General features: G+C 56.8%; 18 protein-coding genes. 9 read left to right on the top strand and 9 right to left on the bottom strand.

Annotated elements, in window-relative coordinates:
• The first annotated feature begins 37 nt into the window (after nt 1-37).
• Nucleotides 38-832 (top strand): triose-phosphate isomerase family protein, encoded by a 795-nt coding sequence (locus QMG40_RS09095; RefSeq protein WP_283530716.1) that lies wholly within the window; start codon nt 38-40, stop codon nt 830-832.
• Between the two features lie 48 nt (nt 833-880).
• Here QMG40_RS09095 and QMG40_RS09090 read toward each other — a convergent pair whose 3' ends face one another.
• Genes QMG40_RS09090 through QMG40_RS09075 form a run of 4 tightly spaced genes read right to left on the bottom strand, consistent with a single transcriptional unit; the run spans nt 881 to nt 5655 of the window.
• Nucleotides 881-1732, bottom strand: a complete 852-nt coding sequence (locus QMG40_RS09090; protein ID WP_283530715.1) for a class II fructose-bisphosphate aldolase — start codon at nt 1730-1732, stop codon at nt 881-883.
• Complete coding sequence (locus tag QMG40_RS09085) at nt 1732-3186, bottom strand: GntP family transporter (RefSeq protein WP_283530714.1); 1455 nt, start codon at nt 3184-3186, stop codon at nt 1732-1734. Before QMG40_RS09085 ends, QMG40_RS09090 begins: the two co-directional genes overlap by 1 nt.
• A 51-nt stretch (nt 3187-3237) precedes the next feature.
• Nucleotides 3238-4140 carry an NAD(P)-dependent oxidoreductase gene (locus QMG40_RS09080; protein WP_283530713.1) on the bottom strand — a complete coding sequence of 301 codons (903 nt, stop codon included), beginning with the start codon at nt 4138-4140 and terminating at the stop codon, nt 3238-3240.
• 51 nt (nt 4141-4191) lie between these two features.
• Complete coding sequence (locus QMG40_RS09075; RefSeq protein ID WP_283530712.1) at nt 4192-5655, bottom strand: four-carbon acid sugar kinase family protein; 1464 nt, start codon at nt 5653-5655, stop codon at nt 4192-4194.
• 200 nt (nt 5656-5855) lie between these two features.
• On the opposite strand from QMG40_RS09075, the gene QMG40_RS09070 reads away from it, so the two are divergent.
• The 4 genes from QMG40_RS09070 to QMG40_RS09055 all read left to right on the top strand — a co-directional run bounded on the left by QMG40_RS09070 (nt 5856) and on the right by QMG40_RS09055 (nt 9085).
• Complete coding sequence (locus QMG40_RS09070) at nt 5856-6560, top strand: FadR/GntR family transcriptional regulator (protein WP_283530710.1); 705 nt, start codon at nt 5856-5858, stop codon at nt 6558-6560.
• Nucleotides 6561-6670: 110 nt separating this feature from the next.
• Complete coding sequence (locus tag QMG40_RS09065; protein WP_283530708.1) at nt 6671-7432, top strand: TetR/AcrR family transcriptional regulator; 762 nt, start codon at nt 6671-6673, stop codon at nt 7430-7432.
• Between the two features lie 56 nt (nt 7433-7488).
• Nucleotides 7489-8196 carry a hypothetical protein gene (locus tag QMG40_RS09060; protein ID WP_283530706.1) on the top strand — a complete coding sequence of 236 codons (708 nt, stop codon included), beginning with the start codon at nt 7489-7491 and terminating at the stop codon, nt 8194-8196.
• A 67-nt stretch (nt 8197-8263) separates the two neighbouring features.
• On the top strand, nt 8264-9085 hold the full coding sequence (locus QMG40_RS09055; RefSeq protein ID WP_283530703.1) for an SDR family NAD(P)-dependent oxidoreductase: 822 nt from the start codon (nt 8264-8266) through the stop codon (nt 9083-9085).
• A 16-nt stretch (nt 9086-9101) separates the two neighbouring features.
• Here QMG40_RS09055 and idi read toward each other — a convergent pair whose 3' ends face one another.
• Together idi and QMG40_RS09045 are read right to left on the bottom strand one after the other, a co-directional pair.
• Nucleotides 9102-9650, bottom strand: coding sequence for an isopentenyl-diphosphate Delta-isomerase (gene idi, locus QMG40_RS09050; protein ID WP_283530701.1), 549 nt, complete (start codon nt 9648-9650; stop codon nt 9102-9104).
• A gap of 125 nt (nt 9651-9775) precedes the next feature.
• Entirely contained in the window at nt 9776-11617 is a 1842-nt protein-coding gene (locus tag QMG40_RS09045; protein ID WP_283530699.1) for a hypothetical protein, read from the bottom strand.
• 529 nt (nt 11618-12146) lie between these two features.
• Here QMG40_RS09045 and QMG40_RS09040 point away from each other — a divergent pair.
• From QMG40_RS09040 to QMG40_RS09025, 4 genes are all read left to right on the top strand, one after another.
• On the top strand, nt 12147-13130 hold the full coding sequence (locus tag QMG40_RS09040; protein ID WP_283530697.1) for an ABC transporter permease: 984 nt from the start codon (nt 12147-12149) through the stop codon (nt 13128-13130).
• Between the two features lie 2 nt (nt 13131-13132).
• Nucleotides 13133-14059 (top strand): ABC transporter permease, encoded by a 927-nt coding sequence (locus QMG40_RS09035; protein WP_283530695.1) that lies wholly within the window; start codon nt 13133-13135, stop codon nt 14057-14059.
• Nucleotides 14060-14141: 82 nt separating this feature from the next.
• Nucleotides 14142-16232, top strand: coding sequence for an ABC transporter ATP-binding protein (locus QMG40_RS09030; RefSeq protein ID WP_283530872.1), 2091 nt, complete (start codon nt 14142-14144; stop codon nt 16230-16232).
• A gap of 111 nt (nt 16233-16343) precedes the next feature.
• Nucleotides 16344-18071 carry an ABC transporter family substrate-binding protein gene (locus QMG40_RS09025; RefSeq protein ID WP_283530693.1) on the top strand — a complete coding sequence of 576 codons (1728 nt, stop codon included), beginning with the start codon at nt 16344-16346 and terminating at the stop codon, nt 18069-18071.
• Nucleotides 18072-18167: 96 nt separating this feature from the next.
• On the opposite strand, the gene QMG40_RS09020 is transcribed toward QMG40_RS09025, so the two are convergent.
• The 3 genes from QMG40_RS09020 to QMG40_RS09010 all read right to left on the bottom strand — a co-directional run bounded on the left by QMG40_RS09020 (nt 18168) and on the right by QMG40_RS09010 (nt 19925).
• The gene (locus QMG40_RS09020; RefSeq protein WP_283530691.1) at nt 18168-18788 is read right to left on the bottom strand and encodes a PH domain-containing protein; all 621 of its coding nucleotides are present in this window, start codon (nt 18786-18788) and stop codon (nt 18168-18170) included.
• 50 nt (nt 18789-18838) lie between these two features.
• Nucleotides 18839-19006 carry a hypothetical protein gene (locus QMG40_RS09015; protein WP_283530689.1) on the bottom strand — a complete coding sequence of 56 codons (168 nt, stop codon included), beginning with the start codon at nt 19004-19006 and terminating at the stop codon, nt 18839-18841.
• Nucleotides 19007-19094: 88 nt separating this feature from the next.
• A complete protein-coding gene (locus QMG40_RS09010) occupies nt 19095-19925 on the bottom strand; it encodes a tryptophan-rich sensory protein (RefSeq protein WP_283530687.1) in 831 nt (276 codons plus the stop codon).
• Between the last annotated feature and the right edge of the window lie 95 nt (nt 19926-20020).

Here is a 20020-nt window from a genome sequence, read left to right as displayed (position 1 = left end):
ACACCGGCTTTACGAAGTGAATGAAAGTGAAGAACTCATGACGCATCCCACCAGTACTATCGGCCCACATCTGCAAAGCCCGGCCATATACATTGGCGCAAGCACCAAAATGTATATGGGCTACCAGAGCAGTTTGTGCTGGCTGCGGGCGCTGCGTCATGAAGTGGAAGCCCGACCCGGCCTTACGGCCGGGCGGGTTATCCCCTTTGTCATCCCATCTTTTCCGGTGTTGGCCAAGGCGCAGGAGATCATTGCTGGAACCGCTTTGCTCCTTGGCGCCCAAAATTGTGGCTGGGCCGACGGGCCTTGGACCGGAGAGGTGGCGCCGTCAATGCTCGCAGAGCTCGGAGTTGATTTCGTTGAAATAGGTCACGCCGAACGCCGCAAACATTTTGCGGAGGACAATCACGTTGTATCGCGCAAGGTCGCGGCGGCCCTAGCGGCAGGACTTAAACCGTTGTTGTGCGTTGGAGAAAGCGAGAATTCAACGCCTGAGAAGGCGGCACTGTTTGTGTATGAGCAGATTCTCGCGGCTGTTGCAGGTAACTGGCTGGACGCACGGTCATTGTTCATCGCTTATGAACCAGTCTGGGCGATCGGTGCCGCAGAGCCTGCGGCACCGGGGTATATCTCCGGCGTTATTCAGGGCGTGCGCGCACTCTTGGCCGAGCATGGGCTCTCCGATCTGCCCATAGTTTATGGTGGTTCCGCCAAACCCGGCCTGCTGCCGCAGCTGAACCATGTCTCTGGTCTGTTTCTGGGAAGGTTTGTCCACGATCCCGTGAACTTCGGGGCAATCTTGGATGAAGCCCTCACGTTACAACAGCACTGAGGGGTAGTTTCTTCGCGCAAGGGCTCCTCGGCGTGAAAGCCAGGCAATCTATCCCTTGGGTTCAGCCTGAAGCATTTTGAGCGCGCCGTCCGTGAAATTTCGGACCGACTCCCTCCACAGCTCCAACAGGTCTACTAGATTTTCACCGGCCATCCGGTGCGCCGTGGTTTCCAACTCAAGCATCCGCAGGACTCCGGTACGCAGTTCAGTATTAAAATTTACTTTGCCTATCCGTGCCGCGGGGGCTTTGGCCAAGTCCTCCGCCGGAATGCCGGAGGCGCCGTGCAGGACAAGAGGCACTGCTGACTGGGCGGATATCTGATCCAGGAGGTCCCAGTGCAAGAGTGGCTCGCCAGCGTATTTTCCATGGACGTTGCCCACAGCCACAGCGAGTAGCTGGGCTCCTGAACGGGCTATAAAATCGGCCACTTGCGTGGCGTCTGTCAGTCCGGCGGCTTCCAGAGCGAACGCCTGGTCTTCGTTTCCTGCAAGCCCGCCGAGCTCGGCCTCCACCACGATCGTTGGATCTGCGAATGAGGAACGCACAGCTGCAACAAACTCAATGTTCTCTTCGAAATCGAGGGCCGATCCGTCCGCCAGTACTGAATCTGCCCCGGCCGCAAGTCCCGTTGTGATGGCTTCGATACTGGTTGCATGGTCAAGTTGCACTACCACCGGCACGGTGGCTGCATCGGCAAGACCGCGCAGGGCAGCAATCAGCCGCAGACCTGAGCGAGCCGCAGCTGTTTTAGGTGCAACCAGAAGGATCACACCACGGCCCTTGGCTTCCGCCTCTTCAACCACTGCCAGTGCGGTGGTGAAGTCGTAGCAGGTAAACGCCGGTACCGCCGCTTTTTCCGCCAAGGCACTGTTCACCAGATCATCCAAACGAGCTCTCATTATGTACTCAATCCTCCAACTAGAATCCATGCCACAAATGTCAAGAGGAACCCCGCCACACCCAAAATGGTTGTGAGCACCGTCCAGGTTTTTAATCCGTCAGCCACTGTTAAGCCGTAATATCGCACAACTACCCAGAAACCGGCATCGGTCACGTGGGAGAGCCCAAGGGCACCAAATCCGATGGCGATGGTAATGACTGCAATCTGTGCCGGAGTATAGCCCCCAGCCAAAATGGCGGATGAAAGCAGCCCAGTTGTGGTGACGATTGCTACCGTGGCTGAGCCCTGGGCGGCTCGCAGGATCAAGGAAATAAGGAAGCCCAGGAGCAGGATGGGCAAGCCCCAACCATCTAAAGTTTTGGAGAGTGCAGCACCAATTCCACTGACCTGCAGAACGGTGCCGAAAATCCCTCCACCGGCAACAATCATCAAGATTGATGCGATGGGTGGCAGGGACTCTTCAAAGACGTTGCTGGTTTCTTGCAAGGACCAACCGCGACGTACTGCCAAAGTGAAGAACGAGAGGCCCACGGCTACCAAGAGAGCGAAGAACGGGTTGCCAATGAAGGCGCAGAAACCATACCAAAACGATTCCTTCGGGATCGTCAGGGTGCCCACTGTGCCCAATAAAATCAGGACAATTGGGGCGGCCACCAAGGAGATGATTAGGCGTGGACGCGGGGGTGCGATCCCGCCTTTATGTGAAGTGATGAGGGTTTCGGGACTGCCAAATTCCTCGACTATCTTCTTCACTGCCGGGAGCAGTTCATAACTTCTGCGATTCAGCAGGGCACTAACACCGTAGGAAAGAAACCCCAGCGGGATGCAGATCAGCAGGGAAATGATCATGATCAGCCCCACGTCTGCACCGAGAACTCCGGCGCCAGCCACGATGCCGGGGTGTGGCGGGACAGCCACATGTATCGCCAACATGATTCCGGCCATGGGTAGACCGAACTTGACGGGGTGTACCCCGGCGATCTTAGCGAAAGCGTAAACCACCGGCACCAATACAATGACACCGACCTCAAAGAAGACCGGAACAGCCACAAGGAAGCCCACAATTGTCAATGCAATGGCAACTCGTGTGGGACCAAGTTTTGCTGTGAAGTGGTCAGCCAGGGACTGGACTCCGCCGGAAACTTCGATCATCCGTCCTAAAATGGCGCCAAGTGCTATCAGCAAGGCAACTTTACCCATTGTTCCGCCAACGCCGGCGGATACCACGGTGAAGATGTCTTGCAGGGGGATCTGGGCCGCTACGGCCACTGCAATGCTGACTGCTAGCAACGCCACGAAGGCGTGAATCTTAAAACGTACAATCAGGATCAGCAGCAGAATAACTCCTGCTGCTGCGATGGTGAGCAGCAGAGGGGTTCCTAGTTCGGCTGCTGGTTTAATGTCAGGCGTGTCCGCTGCACGAAGCATCGCGGGGATAATCAGGGTGTTCATTGACAGGTATTCTCCTTCGACACGCTATGAATCAGTGCTTGTGTGCGTGGATCAGCGAGCATGGCGCTGGGTAGGAGCAACAACTCTAATGACGGCAGAATCGTCAGCTGCGGCTAAGCCCTGGGCTTGGCCCAGCAAGTACAGTTGTTCGGCCGCGGCAGCGACGGGGGCCGCCATGCCTGCTGCGCGGGCGGCCTTGCCCACGATGCCCATGTCTTTGACGAAGATGTCTAGACGGCTCAGGACCTCGGCCCCACCTTCGTTGTATGCCTCAAGGATGCGCGGTCCACGGTTGGAGAGCATGAAGGAACCTGCAGCGCCTGCCTCCAGTGCTGCAAGGGTTTTACTCTGGTCCAAACCCATGGCGTCGGCCAAAGCCAGTGCTTCGGCGGCGGCTGCGATATGCACACCGCACAAGAGCTGATTCACTGTTTTTAGTGCTTGGCCGTCACCGGGCTTGTCGCCGACGACCGAAAGTGTTGAGGCGAGCAAATCCAGAACAGGCCCTGCCTGCTTGAGTGCCTGCGGGGTGGCACCAACAACGATCAGCAGATCGCCCTCCCCGGCGCGAATAGGCCCACCTGACAGTGGTGCGTCAACAAGTTCGACGCCGTACTCCGCCAACCGTGCCACAGTGTCCGGAATCGCTTCGGTTCCTACAGTGCTGGTGAGAATAACAACCGAGCCCTTCGCCATGGCGCAGGCAACACCGTTGGTTCCAAAAAGCACCTCATTGAGTTGCTCGCCATTTCGAACGGCCAATAGCAAGGCATCGGCCCCGTCCGCAGCTGCGCGGGCAGAATCAAAGGTTCTAATGCCGGCCTTTGTCGCTAAATTGAGCCGTGACTGGGCAATATCAAAGCCATGGACGGTGAGTTCGGTGGTTAGTCTGGTGGCCATGGGAAGGCCCATGGCGCCCAGGCCCAGCACGGCAACGGTGTAGTTTTTTGACATGGTGTTCTCCTTGAAATTATGTGAACTTGGTACGGAATCGACCAGCGGGTTTTAGAAAGTGCTGCTGAGCTTGCGGGTCACATCGGCCAAGGACTGGTCATTGCCAACGTTTCCGGCGAAGACGATGTAGGGGATACCAGCGGCGGGCCCATCAACAGGCTCCCAAAGAGAGACAATGCCCGGGAGCATCGGACCGCGCACAATTGCGTGGCGGATTTCCAATCCATGCGCGGCCACGTCAGAGGAAGTTATGCCACCCTTGGCAATGACAAAACGGGGAGGTGTAGCCTTCAACGTCCGGTTGACCACCTCAACGACAGCGGCTGAGACTGTGCGCGCAATCTTCAGGCTTGCTGCGGCTTCGTCCGTTTTAATCAGTAGACGGCTGGTATGCACAATCACGTCGCCACTAGCCAGTGCGGCACCAACTTGTTCCACGACGTCGTCCAGGTGAGTCCCGCCGTCGGCCTTCAACAGCTTTTCCACGTCAATTTCAATGATGTGTGCGGCGCTGTGCTGTTGCGTCAATGCCTTCAGCTGGCGGGTAGTGACACCAACATGAGAGCCAACAACTATGAGCCCACCAGCACTCTGGGTGGCAGGGGCGGGAGAGGAATAGATCTCCGAAGGGTTCAGTTCGGCGCGGATCTCCTGGCCAATGCGAGCCCGGACAAAAGGCGGGCCAACACGATAGATGAGGTGTTTGCCTCGGCGTTCAGCCTCATCAAGTCCCAGAGCCAGCACGCGAAGATCATTTTCGCTCACGGCGTCTACAACAATAGGGCAGGAATCCTGCGCTGCCTCGATGGCGTCGGCAATTGCCATAGCGGCTTGGGCTGGCGTGCCAGTGCGTAATAGGGACAAGTCAACGGGGATCACGTTCGCAGCTCCAAAACGTCCCTGGGATTTTTCTTCCACATAAGCATCCAGTCGAGAGCTTGTGAAACCAAAGGTGGCGTCCTTGGCGAATTCAGTGTCGCCAACCGGTATCAGGGACCCGGCATCAGCTCGTGTGTAGTGGACGCCACCAATGGTGATCCGCCCGGCGTCGGGAAACGCTGGAACCATGACGACGCCGTCAACTTGCCCGGCACCCTCTGCCAGTAATGTCGCGGCGATGGTGTCCGGCTCGAGTGGATAGTGCCCGCGGAGAGTTGAATCGCTGCGGCTGACAAAGCCGAGTGTGACTCCCGCCTCGGTTGCCGCTTTTAGTGCGTTTCTGACGATCTGGGCGTTTCGGGCCGCCGCTTCACTAGGGTCCAAGCTGCGGGTGTTGGTCAGGATGTAGATGGCGTTGGCCCGGTGGCCGTCAATGAGGTGTGCGTAAGCCCAGCGGAAGTCCGCAATGTCCCAGTGTGTTAAAACGGGGAGGTTGGAGACTGACTGGGTGCCTGTCGGGTCATCGTCAAGGACTACTAGGACGCGACCGGATTCGATCACCTTCTGTGCCACTGTTGCGGCCGTCACTGGAACCTCGGAGGGAAAGTGGGATAGCAAATCGGATTCAAGAACCACGGGGCACCTCATCGTGAATTGTGTCTTTTGTAAGATGTCTGACATCTTGCATTTGAATGTTATTGTGGCATATGGCACAAAGGGAGCGCAAATGCAGCAAATAGTTGTGCATGTTTCTCGGCAACAACACTGGTATGGCCCCGCCGAACCATACAATGGTCATCACAAATAAGCAGTAATCAAACTGGCAACGGAGGAGCATGGCACGCAAATCGCTGACGGGGGTTGTTGCCGATGACCTCCTTGACAGGATCGTGGCCGGCGAGTTTGCGCCTGGGTCAATAGTCCCGGGCGAGTTGGAACTTGGTGCTCAGCATGAGGTCAGCCGGATGACAGTGCGGGAGGCCATGAAAACTCTGGCCGCCCAGGGAATTCTTCGAGTTGAACGCGGCCGGGGCACATTCGTGAATCCTCTAGACCAATGGGGGTCACTTGAGGCTGTGCTGCGCGTGCTCTCTGAGGGTCGGAATGACGCAACGGCGGCCGTGCAGCTCATTGAGCTCAGACGCATGCTGGAAACTGGTGCATGTGAACTAGCTGCTGCACGGATTAGCGATGGGGATCTGGCGAAACTCCGGGCTCATATTGATGCCATGCGTAGAGCGCACAAGACTGGCAATGTTGCATTATTTGTTGACTCGGACTTGGCGTTTCATGACGTCATCTTGCACGCATCAGAGAATGTCTTTGTCGCAGTGCTTTTTGATCCGCTTCACAGGGTTTTGGAGAGCCGTCGGGAGGAAACCTCAAGGGTACCGAAAATACAGTCAAACGCAATTGATATGCATGAAAAAATTCTTCATTCCCTTACCCTGCGGGAGCCCGAACGCGCCAGAATTGCCATGGATAATCACATGACACAAACGCTGAATGATTTGAAAGAGCACGTGCTCGGTCTGTCGTAGTTGGATTGCCCCGCAGGCACGGTCCTGCAGGCAAGGATATGGATAGCCTGCAATCTAGATATAAGAGCTAAAGCAACAGGGGCGCTATTTCCGTCTACTAGAGTGGGAGCGTGACACGACAGGCCCCCAGTGCCGACCCGCTGAAACAATCTTCTAAAGAGGTGCCCGTAGGCCGCCTCTACTCTGGCATGCACTCTTCCGAACGAACAACAGAACGCTACGGGCGCCTCGTTGAAGCAGGAATAGAGATCTTTGGTACAGCAGGCTATTCAACAGCCAGGATCAAGACAATATGCCAGCGCGCAGGCCTGAGCGAACGTTATTTTTATGAGTCCTTTGACTCGCGCGAACAATTACTGACTGCTATCTATGACAATCTCTCTAGCACTTTGATGCGCGAGGTAGTCCTGGCCCTTGAGGTGCCGGGCATGGCACTCAAAGACGCAGTCAGGGCTGGCTTGGCAGTGGTAGTAAATTTCATGTTGGGGGACCCTCGCCATGCCAGAATCATTTTGGTGGAAATTGTGGGTGTTTCCTCTGAGCTTGAATCGAAACGCCATCATTCCCTCACTGAATTTGCCAAAACAACCATGCGTCAGCTGTTGCTGTTAGGTGGAATTGATCCAGCAGAGGCACAAAGGCCACTCACGGCCTGCGCCGAAGATGGGTTACTGGCCGAGGTCTTGGACTTTGCTCGACTCACGGCCATCTCAATAGTGGGCGGAGTGAACAATATGCTTTGTGATGCTCTGCTCTCCGACACCACCGCCAGCACGGAACGGATCACTGAGGTCGCATACCAGCTGACTTACAACGCCTCAACTGGCGTCAGAACGCTCGCTGCTCAAGGCGAATCGGCCGGGCTGGTCTAGTCGCAGGACTGCCCGCAACAGTTGGTGGGCCGCTGACATGGTGGCAGGATAGTGACATGCGATTCCCTGAACTGTTTGCCGCGTATTGGTGGTTGCTCTTTCCCTTCGCAGGGCTGATAGGCGCAGGCTTCAAGGGCTTGTTAGCCTCCCGGGAGCGCCAACACCAAAACAACATTGAAATGTACAAGCTCCAGCACCCCGTGCTGGATGGCGTAGCGCATCCAACGAGCAGCCAGCCTCCTTCCGAGCAGCAGCCGCAGGACCGAGGTTACTCTGAGGCCGACGTCGCCAAAGTTGTGGATGAGCACGACGCCGTCAACCGACGCTGGCTGGACTATGAGCTTGACGTCGGGAAACTGATTGACTTTCCTATGATGAGTGACGTCCGTGAACCTTTGACAGTTGCTTTCCTCCGGGCAAAACGGGATGCTGATGGGCTGCGCCCTTTGAACGGCACCGAGATTACTGCCAAAAGCCGGTGGGATGACTACCGCAATTCCGTCAATGCTTATGCGGTGGCGTTCGAAGTCGCTGAAAAGGAGGCGCACAGAATCAAGGATTCAGCGTTCAGCCAAGAAGAGCGGCACCGCCTGGGTACAGCACGTAAACTCGTCAAAATCGCAGAAAATGAGGGGGCAACCCCCGCTGAGCGGCAAACAGCGTACAAGAGGGCCCGCAAAGAACTCGATGGTTTGATAGTTCTTCCCGATGTAACCATCGCCGCTCTGGAGCAAAAAGTGGTGCGTATGCTGGACGGCGCCTAATAAACAAATCTTCAGCATTTCCTCGCAGCTAGAAGATGTAAGCTGAAAATTATTCTAAGGACGCAAGATGCAACGGACAACTGTTATTACCGGCGCAAGCGATGGAATCGGTGCTGCGGCAGCAAAAATGCTCGCATACCCAGGGCATACCTTGGTGGTGGTTGGGCGTTCAGAAGAAAAAACCAAAGCCATTGCTCAAGAGCTAGACGCTGACTATTTCCTTGCGGACTTCGCCGACCTGGCCCAAGTGCGGGCACTTGCTGCGGACTTGGCACACAGGTACCCGCGTATTGATGTGCTTGCCAACAATGCTGGCGGCGTCATGGGTCAACGCGAAATGACAGTTGACGGGCATGAAAAAACATTTCAGGTGAACCACCTGGCCCCATTCTTACTTACTACGTTATTGATAGACCAACTGGTGAAGAGCAGAGCAACGATTATTAACACCTCGAGTGCTGCTAATAAAATTATGGCTAAGTTCAATATTGATGATCTTGACGCCCAGCAGCATTACACACCCAATTCAGCCTATGGAAATGCAAAACTAGCTAATATTCTATTCACCAAGGAACTAAACCGACGGTACGGCGATCATGGTGTGAACGCTGCTGCTTTCCACCCGGGAATGGTGGGGACCAACTTTTCGTCTGAGTCAGCGGGCTCCTTGCGGATGATTTACAGCTTGTTTGGCCGGAGATTTATGCTTTCACCTCCGCAAGGAGCAGACACGCTAGTCTGGCTGGCTACTACACAGCCGGGCACAGACTGGGAGCCTGGGGAATACTATGTTCGACGGAAACCTGCCAAGGCCAATAAGCTAGCCGAGGATCCGCATCTTGCTCAGCAGCTATGGGACACCAGCGCAGCAATGGTGCGCCAGGGCTGAGGATTTGCCGCCACGTTCAAACAGGTAGGCGCCCGCCCGTGTAGACACCTTCGTGAAGCTGCTCAACCAGCCATGGACTAAAGGCGAAAGGCGTAGCTGTTGCGGCTTCTTCAACGTCAACAACAGCTGCCCAAGCCCAGTCGCACACTTCCTCAGGGTTGGGTGAAATTTCGCCTTCGCCAGCATAGACGGCCGTGTAAACGGGGCATACTTCGTTTTCCACGATCCCGGAAGCATCAGTGGCCCGGTACCGGAAGCCGGGAAGGGCTGGTTGAATGTTCTTCACTGTAATGTTCAGCTCCACCGCTGCGCGCCGGATAATTGCCTCCTCGAAGGTTTCACCCGGTGCTGGATGACCGCAGAAAGAATTTGTCCAGACTCCTGCCCACGTCACTTTCGACAAGGCCCGCCGGGTCAGTAGCGTCCGGCCCTCGGCGTCAAAAAGGTGGCAGGAGAAGGCCAAATGTAAAGGCGTGTCAGGAGTGTGCACAAGGGCCTTGTTGGCTGTGCCTATTTCAGTACCATTGTCATCCAGCAACCTGACCAACTCAATTTTTTCATCCATAGCGGGCACAATTCCTTCCACTTTTTTCACGCTCAACAGGACCGATACGTTTTTCGCACCTGGCGCGTAGCAGCGTGGTCCAGTGTAGCCGTCGGGAGCCGCTGGTGGCTCGAGCAAAGATCAGTCTATGGCTTGACTACGTTGTGCGAGACCACCTCATGGAGTTCCACACCGCCGGAGCGTAGTTTCCAATAGTGCAGGCGCAGTGCCCCAGCAGTTCGTTGTTCCACATACAGCCTCATGCAGACGTCTTCCCCACGCATGGTTGGTTTGGCGTGGGCACCTTCATTGAGGCGAAGCACATGTGGTTCACGCTTGCGCAGCGCTCCTGTTCTCTCCGCCACCAGATCCACCACTGCCCGGAGAGTTTTGCTGCGCTGCTGCTCGGTGATGGCGAGCCATGAGGCCAGAAACTGCGGGTTGCAACTGTATGTTCCTAGCGGATGGGCGTCCTTCTCAGCAGGGGGAACACTCCTAGCCCATGCCTGCAATAAATCGTAAGTGAATTGGTTAGCAGGATCCGTAAACAGTGTCTCCGCTGCCATTTCAGTGCGCGAGGTTGCTGAACGCCGCTGCTGGCGAAGCTGCACCAGCGCAGTCTTGGTCCTAGCCAGCTCTTCCCGGATGGCCTCCATTTGGTGTTCGGCGGTGCCCAGGCGACGCGCCAATCCAGCAGAATCCCGGCGCTCATCTTCCAATTGGTCCTGCAATGCCCGTGCCACCTTGTCAGTGGCGCCTTGCTGTTTGGCCGCCGCCACAAGATCATCGATGGTGCGCCGTGCCGAAACCAGTTGCATCTGTGTGCTTTGCAGGGCCGTGCGGCGTTGGGCCGGGCTGAGCAGTGACTCTTTTTCGTCATGGTCGACGCCGGAAGAGCCAGTCTGCGAGGTGGCGTTCAGTCCGTCTGGGGTAGTGCCGGTAACGGCGGAACCTGCGGTGAAGATGCTCGTATAGGGTCTGTCGTAGTCAAGCCAGGCCGGGCCCCCACGAACCAGCGCCGGGGCTGGTACTGCCGTTTCGTCGTCGTCCACGTCAAGCATGGACAGACGCACGGCACCGTTCTCATATAAGACCCGCACCCGTACCACCTCACCCTCAGTCAGGAGGTCTTCGGCGGAGTCCAAATCATTGGATGAAATACTCTCGACTCCAATCCGGAAGTCGTTATTGGGCCACAGATGCACCAGGGCATGTTCCGCGCACACCGAGTTGACCCGAGCAAGTGCCACATCACCATGTTTGTAGACGGACACCGGAGAGGGCCGGGGGAGCAGGAGTGAGTTGATGTCGAAAACGTGAGTCCCAGGGTTGTGGAGTCCCGTCAGCCGTTGACCCTTGTTCACGAGCCAGCTCACTGGCACTCCCGGCAGAAGGTCTTCACCGCGAATAACAGCTTGTTCCCCACCGGGAAGCACCTCCACCACAGCCCTGTCTGCGGCCGGAAAGCCCATGACCAAAGCCTCGGAAATAACTGAGACCGGCAGGGTGGCGGGGGCATTTGAGTACTCTGCTGCCAAGACTTCCAGCTCAAGGGCCTGGTACAGGGCAGCCACCTGGTCGCGGCGCCGGGGAACATGCGGCCGTGGTGTCCTGGTGGTCCACTGGTGTCCGTGGGGATACACACGGGCCCCGGTGCCAAATATGTGCATCAGTTCAGGTAACGCCCGTTCTAAGCGATGCGTCTCAACACCGTTGGCAACTTCAAACACTTGTGCTGCGCTTCCCACCTGCGCAGCAACCCGTGCAGCATCTATGCGCAGCACATCGGCATTGATATAGGAGATGACAACAACTGTGCAGGACCGCCGCGGATCCATCAAAATCTGGGCCAGAACGCTCCCATTCTCTCTGTGCACTGCATACGTCTGCGCCTCTGTGCCGTTCGGTGCAGCAGGTACGCATGACGCCTCCAGGGCCTCCGGGGCCTCCGGCACGGAGAGCTTGTTCCTGTTTTTCTGTGCAGGCATGAACTCTCCTTTCCGGTTGCCAATTTCCGGATAGTTCTAGTGACTTACCTTACATCCGGGGTGTACCTTCACGTAGAAGTGCCTCCATATTCTTGAAAATGTGTCAACAAGCGCATCGAGGGTTCCATTTGGCCGGATCAGTGTCGGTGCTCAGATGGCTTGGGGCAGATAACGCTTCTGTCACGTTTTTGCTGCTGCTAAACGGCAGCTTCCGCGTCATGGCAGCGAATCCATGATTGGCGATACTGCCGGGGGTTACCGAACAGTAGTCCTTTTGGATAGTCCGCACTTTTTGTTCGAGAAAGCCCGGTGTGAGCTGGGGTACATTTGCCTGACGACGTGTTGGTGAGATCACATTTCCCACTTCACGAAGAAACCGAACAAACCCCCGTTGCTAACAGATCGTCAACCACGGTCAGTGTGCCGGGCCAGCTTTTAAGGATGATTAAATGCCATTGCACCCACCCAAACAGCGGATGGCGCATCGTCACACTGATGCCGCATCTGCTGTGCTGTGGAGGCTGATCCCATGATCGGTTTCATAGCAAAACGGTTTATCAACTACGCGATCTTGTCAGCCATCGCTACGTTGAGTGCATATGTTTTGGCTAGCGTGATCCTGAACCCGGCCAGCAGGTACTTGGGACGAAACCCCCGGCCTTCCGATGAAACCATCAACGCGATTCTGGACAATCTGGGCGTCAACCCAAACACTCCCGTCATTGAGCGGCTCTGGGCGTGGATTGTGAACCTGGTTGCCCATGGCTCACTCGGGGACACCATCCACAACACCTCTGTTATCAGTGAAATGACAGCACGAGCAGGCACCAGCCTCCGTTTGCTGATTCTTGGCACCATCATCGCCGCTATTGTGGGCGTGGCTATCGGCGTGTGGGGGGCTGTGCGCCAATACAAGTTCAGTGACCAGACCATCTCCTACGCATCCTTTACTGTTCTTGCCACACCCTCATTTGTGTTGGGTATTTTGCTGATGATCGTGGCAACCATGCTGAACAACTTCCTGGGCTTGCAACTGATCAACTTCACGGGCGAATACACGGCAGGGCTGGATGGCGGTTTCTGGGTCCACTTCTGGGACCGTGCCGCTCACTTGCTGCTTCCCACCATTTCCTTGGCACTCTTGGGCGCGGCCGGGTATTCCAGATACCAGCGAAGCGCCATGTTGGACGTACTCGCTGCTGACTACATCCGTACAGCACGTTCCAAAGGGCGAACCCGCGGTTCTGCCTTGGTCCGGCACGGTGTCCGGGTGGCTCTGATTCCCATGTCAACATACTTTGCCTACTCCTTCGCCACCGTCCTGGCCGGTGCGGCTGTAACGGAGCTGGTCTTCAGCTGGCACGGCATGGGGGAGATGCTTGTCCAAGCAATCACCCAGAGTGATATCAATGCCTTTACCGGTGCCATTTTATTCAATGCCATCCTGATCCTGATCGCCGGCACACTTGCCGACATTGTGTACGCAGCCCTTGACCCGAGAGTGAGGGTGTAACCATGGCCATGCTTGAAGAAATCCCCGTCGCAGACACTGCGGCAGCCAACCCCGAAGTGCTCCATTCCAAGAAGCCCGTGTCCCGACTCCGCCTGGTGGTGTCCCGTCTGCGCAGCACGCCGCGCTTCTGGGTGGGCATCATTGGCCTGCTCACCATCATCTTGTGGGCCATTTTTGGGTTGGTTCCCAACGCGTGGAATGCCACCGATCTTGACGTTTACAACATGGGCTCCAGCCCAACAGGCCTGCACTGGTTTGGTACCAGTGACATTGGTGAAGACATTTACGCCCAAACGATTGTTGGCTTGCGCAAATCGCTCATCATCGGATTGCTGGTGGGCCCACTGGCGGCGATTGTTGCCGGTGTGGTGGGAGCCGTGGCCGGTTACCTTGGTGGCTGGTGGGACCGCGCAATTGTCTGGGTCATCGATTTGCTCCTGGTGTTGCCGAGTTTATTCCTGTTCATCCTGCTCAGCCCCATCTTCAAGTCGCTGTCCTGGGTGGCGCTGATCTTCTTGCTCTCAGCTTTTGGCTGGATGATCATGGCTCGAGTAATCCGTGCCCAGACCCGGTCCCTGCGTGATCGAGACTTCATTAAAGCGGCCCGCTTCATGGGTGTTGACACGTGGACCATTATCCGCAGGCACGTGTTGCCGAACGTGTCCTCGCTGCTGATCATCGATGCAACGCTCGGCGTTGGTGGGGCGATTCTCAGTGAAACCACACTGAGCTTCTTTGGCTTCGGCATTCAGGCACCCGATGTTTCCTTGGGTACTTTGCTCTCTGCAGGCCAGGGTGCTGCCTCCACCCGTCCGTGGCTCTTCATCTTCCCAGCCGCCATTCTCGTATTTACGGTGCTCTCGGCCAGCCTTGTCGGCGATGCCTTGCGCGACGCCGTCGACCCAACCTCCGGAGTCAACCGTGACTGATAATTTGACCAAGAACGCCTCTCCAAACGTGAGCGCAGCGGTACCGCAAACCCGTGCACACACTGAACCAACGCCGTCGAACCTGTCCAAGCATCTCTTGGAAGTGCGGGATCTGAGCGTTACTTTCCCGCAGCCCAACGGTGCCGTCACAGCTGTACGTGGGGTGAACTACCACGTGGACAAGGGGGAATTCCTGGGTATTGTGGGCGAGTCAGGCTCCGGAAAGTCAGTGTCGTCGCTGGCCGTCATGGGGTTGCTGCCCTCATCTGCGAAAGTCACCGGGGACATCCTTTTTGAGGGGAAATCGTTGCTGGGCCGCAATGACAGGGAAATGTCCAAGCTGCGTGGCGATGGCATTTCAATTATTTTCCAGGATCCGTTATCCGCGCTGACCCCGGTTTACACGATCGGTTCGCAGATCGCGGAATCGTTGCAGCTTCACGACAGGAAGCTCTCCAAGCTTGCGGCCAATGTCCGTGCGGTGGAACTGCTCAAAGTGGTGGGCATTCCCAACCCGGAGCGCCGCGCCCAGGCATTCCCGCACGAATTTTCCGGTGGCATGCGCCAACGCGCCATGATTGCCATTGCCATCGCCAACAATCCGCGTCTCATCATTGCTGATGAACCCACCACCGCCTTGGATGTCACCATCCAGGCGCAGATCCTGGAAGTGCTGCAGAAAGCCAAGGACCTGACAGGGGCTGCGGTTGTGCTCATCACCCACGATTTGGGTGTTGTGGCCGGCAATGCGGACAGACTGGCCGTGATGTATGCCGGGCGAATCGTTGAAACCGGAACCGTTGATCAGGTGTTCCACGCACCCTCCATGCCCTACACCATTGGTTTGCTGCGCTCCATGCCCAATCTGGCCACGGCCGGGCACACCCGCTTGGTTCCGCTGGAAGGCCGCCCACCGCAGCTCAGCAATCTTGCACCCGGATGCCCCTTTGCACCGCGTTGCCCTGTGGCCATTGACGAATGCCGCACTACTGAACCACCACTAAACGTGATTGCTGATGATCCGCGGAACTCTTCGGCTTGTTTGCGGGTTGGCGAAATTGCCAGCGGTGAGCTGAACCGTGCTGAACTCTATCCCGTGCCTGAACCGGTGGCATATGCTGAAAGGGCCGCGGTTGCCTCAGAAAGTGTGCTGGAAGTAGCTGCGCTTGAACGGCACTTCCCGCTGTCCAAGGGCTCGGTATTCAAACGCACCATCGGCACCGTGCGGGCCGTCGATGGGGTCAACTTTGAGATCAAGTCCGGGCAAACGCTGGGCTTGGTGGGCGAGTCTGGCTGTGGCAAGTCAACAACCATCATGGAGATTCTGGAACTTACCGCGCCGCAGGCCGGGAAAGTCACCATCAATGGTCGTGACGTAGCCACCCTGTCGGGGAAGGAGCGCAAGGCGCTGCGCCGGGACATCCAGGTGGTGTTTCAGGACCCTATGGCGTCTTTGGATCCTCGGCTTCCTGTCCAAGACCTGGTGGGGGAGCCACTGAGCGTCCACGGGGTTCCCGCGAAGGAACGCCTGAAAAAAGTTCGGGACGTCTTGGAGCTGGTGGGTCTTGATCCGTCAATGGCTTCGCGGTACCCACACGAATTTTCCGGCGGTCAGCGCCAACGCATCGGTATTGCCCGGGCCCTTGTCACCGACCCCAAAATTGTGGTCCTTGACGAGCCTGTGTCAGCCCTTGACGTCTCCATCCAGGCCGGTGTCATTAACTTGCTGCAGGACTTGCAGGAGAAACTGGGACTCTCCTATTTGTTCGTGGCACACGACCTGGCGGTGGTGCGGCAGATCGCGGACACGGTTGCCGTCATGTATTTGGGACGGATCGTGGAAAGTGGAGCCTCGGAGCAGATCTTCGACAACCCCCAGCACCCTTACACGCGTGCCCTGCTGTCAGCAGTGCCCGTCCCGGACCCCACAGTGGAACGCAGCCGGAGCAGGATCATCCTCGAAGGGGACCTGCCGAGCCCCACGGAGGACATTACTGGTTGCAATTTCAGGACCAGGTGCCCGCTGTACAAGCTGATGGACGCGGCCGGCCAGCAACGTTGCCGAACCGAGGACCCGGCGCAACGTCACGTGGCAGGCAGCGAGATGGACGGCAGCCTAGTGGCATGCCACCACGCTGAGCACATTGAACTCATGACGCCCGGAAGGGTTTGAACTTGCGAACCTCATGATAACCGTCATGAAAAACCTCAAAGACTTACCGTAGCCAAAGTCCCCGCGGAACAAGACCTATGATCCGCCGGGGAACACCAATGGGAGGAAATAATGCAACAAATCAAGAAGATGATGGGCGCCGGAGTTCTAGCTCTGGCCCTCACGGTCACAGGCTGCAGTGCAGGCGGCGGTGGCGGTGACAGCAAGCCCAACGTGGACAGTAGCAAGGGCGCTGCTGAAACGGGGGCCTTGCCCACAACGGCTTGGACCGTGGCTGATTACGCTGATGTGAAAGATGGCGGATCGTTGACACTTGCCGTGGACCAGATGCCTGATAACTGGAACACGATGCAGGTGGACGGTAACGTCAAGGCCGGTAGCGAGGTGCTGGACCCCACAACGGGTGGCCCGGTTCGCAACACCGTCGATGGTGGCTGGGAACTGAACCCGGATTACGCCACGGAAGTTAAACTGGCCAGCGAAGATCCCCAGGTGGTTGAGATCAAGCTGAATCCGAAGGCAGTCTGGGAGGATGGCACTCCCATCACCTATAAGGACTACGACGCCACGATCAAGGCAAACAACGGCACCAACGCTGACTACCAGATTGTTGGCGACAACGTCTACAAGGACATCGAGTCGGTCACCAAGGAAGACTCGGATTTCAACTTCAAGATCACCTTCAAGAACAAGAACGCTGACTGGCCTTCCATTCTTGGCGGTAGCACCGCCGGTGCGGTGCAAACAGCTGTGCTTCCTGCCGCCGTTGCTTCCGACGTGAAGGCGTTCAACGAGGGTTACAAGTCAAAGCCCCTGCCATCAAGTGGTCCCTTCAAGGTGGATAAGGTAGACACCGCCGGTCAGGTAATCACTTTGCTCCCCAACGAGAAGTGGTGGGGTGAAAAGCCGAAGCTGGAAAAGATCATCATGAAGGTTGTTTCTCGTGATGCCCTCGCCCAGGCGTACGCCAACAAGGAACTGGATGCCTTTAGCATCGGCACCAACAAGAACAACTACGACACCGCCAAAAAGCGTGCCGACGGTGCCATCCAGCAGTCCGGTGGCCTGACCTGGAACCACGTCACCATGAACGGTTCCAAGGGACCACTGGCGGATGTGTTGGTTCGTCAGGCAGTGGCTCGCGCCATTGATCGCGACACCATTTCCGCTAGCCGTCTGAGCCCCATCGGTGCACCGGTATCGAGCCAGAACAGCTACATTTACATGCCCGGGCAGAAGGGCTACACAGATAACGCCACGGCTGTTATTGGTTTTGATACAGCTAAGTCCGAAGAACTGCTGAAGGAAGCCGGCTACACCAAGGGTGCCGACGGTATCCAGGAAAAGGACGGCGCCAAGCTGGAAATCACGTACACTCTGGATGCCAACAACCCGGTATCAGAGCAGATTTTCAAGCAGCTTCAGGCCAACCTCAAAGTTGTGGGCATATCGCTGAAGAATGACACAGTTCCGGCTGATAAGTTCTTCGCGGACTACGTGCTGAAGTCCAACTTCGACATGACCGGCTTCGCCTGGTCAGGGACCGCTTACCCGGTTGCCTCCTCGGAGTCGATCTTCTACCCGGTGGATGCCGGTCAGAATTTCACCGGCATCACAGATGAGAAGCTCGGTGAGATGTGGAGCGCGGCCAACGCAGAGCTGGACCCGGCCAAACGCATTGAACTGGCGAACAAGATCGACAAGACGATCTTTGATTACACCCCCGTGATCCCGATGACCCCTACCCCGAACACTTTGGGTGTCAAGACGGGCTTGGTCAACTACGGTGCGGCCCAGTTCGAATCAATTGACTGGACAACTGTGGGCTTCAAGTCCTAACTCACAACGCAGCATGAAGGCCCGGTCCGCTCTCCTTGAGCGGGCCGGGCCTTTCGTTTCTGCTCTAGGCCAACTCTGTTCTAGGCGCACTGTGGTCTATATGAGCGTGCTGAGAATGGCCAGAATCAGCACAATGACACCGGCGACGGCGGCCGGTACATTCCACTTGCTAGTCACCTTTGGTTGTGCACCGGGCTGGTAGCCGGAGTGATCGGGGAGGGAGGTTCCGGCGTCGTACTGCTGAAGGGGAGTTTGGGACTGCTCCCAGCTATCCCACGCGGCTTGCACCATCGCTTGAGTGTGGGGTAGGGACGCCATAGTGCGCACGCCTCCGGTCCCGGTGAGCATTTTAGGACCCAATTTGCCGGCTCCCGGAGCTCCCCAGCTAGAAATGCGCCCGGCGCTGGTGTCAAAGCTGACGGTTTGCATGACGCGCACAGCGGTGAGTTCGCTGAACGGGACTTCGTGGTCGCGCAGAAGGTTGCGGATGGATAGGCCCTCAGGGTGAATCAGCAGCTGCGGGCGCCACAGCAAAATGAAGATGCCCCACGCCACGAAGAACAGCCACGGCATGAAATGCCAAATGGAAAGAGGGCTGCCTGTGAAGAGCAAATTCACCGCAAAGAAAGCACAAAACGCCCAGGCAACCGCAGCAAGGACGCGGGTGGGAGCGGAGTAGACGGTCACTGTACGCTGGCTTTTCGAGGCTATGTCCATGATCATTCAAGAATGCCAGACTTTGGCGCATCCCCAGCGCAGATTCGCTCCTACATGCTGTCCGGTTCCACCTGATCTTCCTTGGCGCGGCTTGCAGCGTGTTCGTTGATTTCCTCGATGTCAGGGGAAACCATCCCTGTATAGGCCTCGGTAAGCGGGTCACCCGCAGGGGCGCCGTTGATCAAGTCTTTGTCGTTGTCATCTGGATGCTTGCTCATGCCCATACCCTAGCTGTGGGCAGGAGCGTTCGCTAGAGTTCTCTGACTTTAGACTTTAGACTTTTGACTTCTGACTTCTGCTTCGAGCTCAGGCCGTGGCAGCTGGCCTACTTGAACGGCTTGAACGTGTTGAACTTGTTGCGCGGAAGCGTGCAACGAGGGTGACGATGAGTACCAAAGCGGTGGCCACTAGTGCCGCAACTGCCGTAGGAGTAGAGAGTAAATCACCGGTGAGCCTTGCCACCGCTACCCATACCAGGCCCCAGCATAGCGACGCTGTGGGCGCCAAACGGCCCTTACCGTACAGGGCTAAGGCGATTCCCACAGCTGCGGCAACGGCGAGAACTAGCACAGACCAGATATTGGGGTTGAGCCCGAATCCAGCAAAGCCAGAGGCCACAAGAACGGCAGAAACATTGGCGGCTGTAGCCACACACACCCACCCAAGGTAAAGCCCCATTGTGCCGTCAGTGATCAGAGCGTCCCAAGTGTTGCTTGGACGGTAGCGCAAGAGCAGCACGAAGATCGATGCCAGCACCGCAAGCAATATAACAATAATTGGAACGCTCAGCCAGAGCAGATCGAACTGAATACTCAGGATCCAGGCCGCATTCAGGAGCAGTGATGCCGCTGCGGGGTATCCCAGCAGGCGGTGGCGGATTTGCTTGGTTTGGGCTGGCAGAAATTGCCAGATTGCGTAGGCCACCAGGCCTAAATACACTACGCTCCAGATTGAAAAAGCGGGACCATCGGGGGCTATAAGAGTGGCATCGGCGGCTAATGCGCCGTTGGAGGCATTTTGTATCGGGGTGCCACCGGCGGCCCCGGATCCAATGAAGGAACCGATGATCGCTACGACGGCGCTGATGGCCACCACCACTTGACGTAATGTATCGCTTTTGGCTGAGGTCTGGTTCATGTCAACACTTTATCGTCTTAAGTGAGCTGGGGCAGGATCTCACACGGTTCTGGTAAATGGCCAACTTGGCCGGGAATTGTTATAGTCCTCTGCTT

The organism is Arthrobacter antibioticus, from assembly GCF_030063205.1.
GTDB lineage: Bacteria > Actinomycetota > Actinomycetes > Actinomycetales > Micrococcaceae > Specibacter.
The sequence above is the reverse complement of the archived record's forward strand: the minus strand, read 5'-3'. Positions and strand labels throughout refer to the sequence as shown.